Here is a 5,060-nt window from a genome sequence, read left to right as displayed (position 1 = left end):
GAAAGCCTTGTTCGGCAAGCCAGAAGTCCGCTACGCAGCCGGCTAACCACGGCACCTTTGGGTTACTGGTCAATAACTGGCGGTGTAGCGGCCCTTCGCCGGCCAGTGCGCGACGGACACCATCGCGGGGAAGCCGGTGTGGTACAGCCTCGGCTCGAAGACGCCGTTGACCATGAAGTACTCCTGGACCGGCTTGTCCAACCGCTTCGGCTCGCCGTGCGACCAGCCGCTGTCCACCCGCGACCCGTTCGGGCCGGTGAGGGTGAAGTGCGCGTTGGCGGCCGGTTTCTCCGTGAAGTACAAGCCGACCTGGGCGAGAGGCTGGCGCACCACGGTGCCGGTCAGCGGGGTGGAGGTCGCCAACTGGCCGTGCGCGGACGCCGGGGCGGCGGGCAGCGCCAGCGACGCCACCAGCAGCGCGGCCAGCACCGCGAGGGTACGACTCACGATGTTACCGACAGTGACGAGCCTCGATCGCATTCGTTCATCATGGTCATATCCCCGTCGCCGAACAAGACGTAGAGTTCACCCTCCGACGGTCATCTCGACACCCCGTCCCCCCGCGTCGTTCGGAGTCCGCCCGTGTCCGTCCCCGGTTCGCGCCCCGCCGCCCGCCCCGCCGCCCTCCTGGTCACCGGCCTGCTCACCGCCCTGCTCGCCACGGGCTGCGGCCAGGACGACGACCCGTCCGTCGCCGCACCCTCGACGGCGGCGACGTCGGCCGCCGCGCCGACCACCGCCGCCGCGTCGGCCACGACGGGCAGCCCCACTCCCGCCGCCACGCCCAGCACGCCCGCGGTCGACCGGGAGATCACCGTGACCGTCGCCAAGCGCCGGGTCACCCCACCGACCGGCCGGGTGACCGTGACCAAGGGCCAACTGGTCCGGATCACGGTCACCTCGGACGTCGCCGACGAACTGCACGTGCACGGCTACGACCTGGGCGCCCGTCTTCCGGCCGGCATGCCGGGCGCGGTGGAGTTCCGGGCCGACAAGACCGGGCTGTTCGAGGTCGAGACGCACGAGACCGAGCTGGTGCTCTTCCAGCTCGTCGTCCGCTGATCTCCGATGTCCGCCGCTCCCACGCTGCTGGCACACGGCGTCGGCGGCCGTCAGGACCTGCCGATCACGCTGCCCGAGCTCGTCGTCGCCGCCGTCCTGACCCTGGTTGTCACCTTCCTCGCTCTGGGCCTGCTCTGGCGTGAACCGCGCCTGGACCGGGACGCCGCCGGTGGCCGACCGGTGCCGGACCGGCTGGCCCGCCTCCTCGACGCCTCCGCGTTCCGGTGGACGCTGCGCGGACTGGGGCTGCTCGCCGCCGGCTGGTTCTGCGTCGGCCTGCTCGCCGGGCCGGACACCCCGGACAATCCCACGGCCGGTGCGCTCTACGTGCTCCTCTGGGTCGGCCTGGTGCCCGTCTCGCTGCTGCTCGGTCCGGTCTGGCGGGTGGTCAACCCGCTACGTACCGCGCACCTGCTCGGCGCGCTGGCGGCGCGACGCGACCCGGCGCGCGGCGTCCGCGAGCTGCCGGCCGGCCTGGGCCTCTGGCCCGGCGCGCTCACCCTCTTCGGATTCGTCTGGCTCGAACTGGTCGCACCGGACCGGGCCACCTTGCCGGTCATCACCGCGTGGCTGGCCGGGTACGCCGTGGTGCTGCTGGCCGGCGCCGTGCTGTTCGGCGCGGACTGGTTCGACCGGGCCGACCCGTTCGAGGTCTACAGCGCGCTCGTCGGCCGGCTCGCTCCGATCGGCAGGGCCGCCGACGGTGTGCTGGTGTGGCGCAACCCGCTCGACGGGATCGCCGGGCTGCGACCCCGTCCCGGACTGGTCGCCGTGGTGATCGTGCTGCTCGGCTCGACCATGTTCGACAGCCTCTCCAACGCGCCGGCCTGGCTGCGCTTCGCGCAGGAGAACGGGCTGCCCCCGGTGGTCACCGGCAGCGCCGGACTGGTCGTGGTCATCGGGGCGGTCGCCGTGGCGTACCTCGCCGCCACCGGCGTCGCGGCCCGCGTCGGCCGCACCGGGCGGGCGGACGCCGCGGGCCCGGCCGGCGCTGTCGCGCCCCGGCGTGTGCCGGGCGAGATCGCGCACTCGATCGTGCCGATCGCGGTGGGCTACGTGGTGGCGCACTACTACTCGCTGCTGATCCTGGAGGGTCAGCGCACCGTCGCCCTGCTCTCCGATCCCCGCGACACCGGAGCGGACTTCTTCGGCACCGCGGGCTGGGAACCGCACACCGCGCTGGTCACCCCGTCCGGGGTGACCAACCTCCAGATCACCGTCATCATCGTCGGGCACCTGCTCGGTACGCTGCTCGCCCACGACCGCGCCCTGTACCTGTTCCCCCGGGCGCGGGCGGTCGCCGGTCAGCTCCCGCTGCTCGCGCTGATGGTCGCCTACACCGTCGCGGGGCTGCTGCTGCTCTACGCCGGTTAGGCGCCTCCGCGCCCACACGACAGGATGAGGGCGTGGACTCTGCTCTTCGGCGCTACCTCGACGATCTCGTGGACACCGCCCGGGACGTGCTCGGCGACGACCTCGTCGGCGCGTACGCGGCCGGTTCGGTGGGGCTCGGCGCGTACCAGGCCGGCCGCAGCGACGTGGACGTGGCGCTGGTCTGCGTCGACCCGCTCCCCGATGCCGTCAAGCGGACGCTGGTGGCGCGGCTGCGACACGAGGCGCTGCCCTGCCCGGCGCGCGGGCTGGAACTGGTCGTGTACCGGCGGGTGGTGGCCGCCGCCGGCAGCCCCGAACCCGGCTTCGAGGTCGAGCTGAACACCGGACGCGCCATGCCGTTCCGCCGCACCCTCGACCCGGCCGACCGTCCGAGCGCGGACGGCCGGTTCTGGTACGGGCTGGACCGCAGCATCCTGCACCAGAGCGGAATGCCGCTTGCCGGTCCTCCGGCGGCGGAGGTCTTCGCCGACCTCCCCCCGGACGCGCTGCGTCGCCTGTTGGTCGAGGCGCTGACCTGGTGGCTGGCCCTGCCGACGCCGTCGGACGACGAGCCCGCGCCCGGCGTCCAGGACGCGGTGCTCGGCGCCTGCCGCTCCCTGGTGCGGTACCGCGACGGCGTCTGGCTGTCCAAGGTGGCCGCCGGTCAGCGGCTCGTCGACACCGGCGACCCGGCCGACGTGATCCGCCGGGCGATCGCCGCGCGGCACGGCGGCCCACCGCCCACCGGCCGCGAGGCCCGCGCCTTCCAGGAACGGGTACGCGCCGAGATCGCCGGCTGACCCCGTTGGCGACGCGGCCCTAGCGTCCTGCGCCTGAAGTTCGTTGATTATGTGTAGTGTGTGTTGTATGCCGAAGACTGGACGGCCGAAGGTCGAGTTGGTGTTGACCGACGAGGAGCGCGCGACGTTGGTGCGTTGGTCGCGGCGGGCGAAGTCTTCTCAGGCTCTGGCCTTGCGGTGTCGGATCGTGTTGGCGTGCGCGGAGCCGGGGGCGACCAACAATCAGGTGGCCGCCGATCTGCGGGTGTCGCGGCCGACGGTGGGTAAGTGGCGGAGCCGGTTCGTGCAGCGGCGTCTGGACGGTCTGGTCGACGAGGATCGACCGGGTCGTCCGCCGTCGATCAACATCGACCAGGTCGAGGAGGTGCTGGTGTCCACGCTGGAGGGAACGCCCAAGGACGCTACACACTGGTCCCGTAAGTCGATGGCCGAGAAGTCGGGGTTGTCGAAGTCGACGATCGGGCGGATCTGGCGCACGTTCAACCTCAAGCCGCATCAGGCCGACACGTTCAAACTGTCGACGGACCCGTTGTTCATGGAGAAGGTCGTTGACGTGGTCGGGTTGTATCTGGATCCGCCGGCGGGCGCGGTGGTGCTCTCGGTGGACGAGAAAGCGCAGATCCAGGCGCTCAACCGCTCCCAGCCAGTCCTGCCGATGATGCCCGGCATGCCCGAACGGCGTACCCACGACTACGTGCGCAACGGCATCACCAGCCTGTTCGCCGCATTCAGCGTCGCCGACGGCACCGTCACCAGCGCTCTGCACCGACGACACCGGGCGGTGGAGTTCAAGAAGTTCCTCGCCCGCATCGACGCCTCGGTCCCCGCCGAGTTGGACGTCCACCTGATCTGCGACAACTACGGCACTCACAAGACCCCCGCGATCAAGGCGTGGCTGGACAAACACCCGCGTTTTCACACGCACTTCACCCCGACCAGCTCGTCCTGGATCAACCAGGTGGAACGCTGGTTCGGCTTCCTAACCGACCAGATGATCCGCCGCGGCACCCACGCATCCGTACAGGCACTGGAAACCGACATCCGCTCGTGGATCGCCAACTGGAACGAGAACCCCCGTCCCTTCGTGTGGACAAAGACCGCAGAAGAGATCATCGAGTCCCTCGGCCGATTTATTCAACGAATATCAGGCGCGGGACGCTAGGTGCTTGTTACCCGGGGTCAGACCGATTTCGGCTCGACCCCGGGTAATCGGGCCGCAAACGGGTACAGGTGGGCCATGAAGTCGACCTGGAAGCCCCATGAGAAGCACGGTGGCCTGACGGACAAGGACAAGCGCGAGTTGCCGGAGACCGTCTTCGCGTTCCCCGGCAAGCGCAAGGAGCCGATGACTGACGCGGGCCACGTCCGCAACGCGATCGCCCGCTTCGACCAGGTGCAGGGCGTCAGCGACGAGGACCGTGACCTGGCCTTCCAGAACATCCTCGCCGCTGCCAAGCACTACGGCGTCGAGGTCGCCGAGACGGACTGGCACCAACTCGGCCGACTGCCGCACACGCTGAACCCCGCGCACTGAGCGAGCCCGGCCCGGCCGGGTCGGGGGACGGTTCCCGCTCGGCGGTACGGCGGCTACGGCCTTGAGGTCTGCCGGGGCGGGGACATTCATTTCTCTGGTCTACCCTCGGCAGGGACGGCGCTGTGTCAGTGAAAGGCCCCTTGGGGGCAGCGCAGGGTTTGGTGGCGGTCGAGGGCGGATTGGCTGGTCTTCCACGTGTGCGCGAGCGGGAATAGTTATTGACCCGTAAGGCAAATAGTTGATGGTCAGGAGGCGGCGTAGCGGACTTCGGGCTTGCGGAACAAGGATTT

At 70.3% G+C, this 5,060-nt stretch carries 6 protein-coding genes; 5 read left to right on the top strand and 1 reads right to left on the bottom strand.

What is annotated here, in order from left to right:
* Window positions 1-69: 69 nt before the first annotated feature.
* Window positions 70-447, bottom strand: a complete 378-nt coding sequence (locus ACLQ24_RS28475) for a copper resistance protein CopC (protein ID WP_425894823.1) — start codon at window positions 445-447, stop codon at window positions 70-72.
* Between the two features lie 135 nt (window positions 448-582).
* Here ACLQ24_RS28475 and ACLQ24_RS28470 point away from each other — a divergent pair, with 135 nt between their 5' ends.
* The 5 genes from ACLQ24_RS28470 to ACLQ24_RS28450 all read left to right on the top strand — a co-directional run bounded on the left by ACLQ24_RS28470 (window position 583) and on the right by ACLQ24_RS28450 (window position 4,770).
* Window positions 583-1,062 (top strand): hypothetical protein, encoded by a 480-nt coding sequence (locus ACLQ24_RS28470; RefSeq protein WP_425894822.1) that lies wholly within the window; start codon window positions 583-585, stop codon window positions 1,060-1,062.
* A gap of 6 nt (window positions 1,063-1,068) precedes the next feature.
* Window positions 1,069-2,436: a hypothetical protein gene (locus tag ACLQ24_RS28465; protein WP_425894821.1), complete on the top strand. Its 1,368-nt coding sequence runs from the start codon at window positions 1,069-1,071 to the stop codon at window positions 2,434-2,436.
* A 32-nt stretch (window positions 2,437-2,468) separates the two neighbouring features.
* Window positions 2,469-3,236, top strand: a complete 768-nt coding sequence (locus ACLQ24_RS28460) for a nucleotidyltransferase domain-containing protein (RefSeq protein ID WP_425894820.1) — start codon at window positions 2,469-2,471, stop codon at window positions 3,234-3,236.
* 67 nt (window positions 3,237-3,303) lie between these two features.
* Window positions 3,304-4,398, top strand: coding sequence for an IS630 family transposase (locus tag ACLQ24_RS28455; protein ID WP_425894819.1), 1,095 nt, complete (start codon window positions 3,304-3,306; stop codon window positions 4,396-4,398).
* Window positions 4,399-4,473: 75 nt separating this feature from the next.
* Complete coding sequence (locus ACLQ24_RS28450; protein ID WP_425894818.1) at window positions 4,474-4,770, top strand: DUF6582 domain-containing protein; 297 nt, start codon at window positions 4,474-4,476, stop codon at window positions 4,768-4,770.
* The last annotated feature ends 290 nt before the right edge of the window (window positions 4,771-5,060 follow it).

This window comes from Micromonospora sp. DT4 (assembly GCF_049841675.1).
GTDB lineage: Bacteria > Actinomycetota > Actinomycetes > Mycobacteriales > Micromonosporaceae > Micromonospora.
The sequence above is the reverse complement of the archived record's forward strand: the minus strand, read 5'-3'. Positions and strand labels throughout refer to the sequence as shown.

Coding starts and splice junctions, on each gene's coding strand:
- ACLQ24_RS28465 (WP_425894821.1), top strand. CDS start 1,069: ATGTCCGCCGCTCCCACGCTGCTGGCACACGGCGTCGGCGGCCGTCAG.
- ACLQ24_RS28455 (WP_425894819.1), top strand. CDS start 3,304: ATGCCGAAGACTGGACGGCCGAAGGTCGAGTTGGTGTTGACCGACGAG.
- ACLQ24_RS28450 (WP_425894818.1), top strand. CDS start 4,474: ATGAAGTCGACCTGGAAGCCCCATGAGAAGCACGGTGGCCTGACGGAC.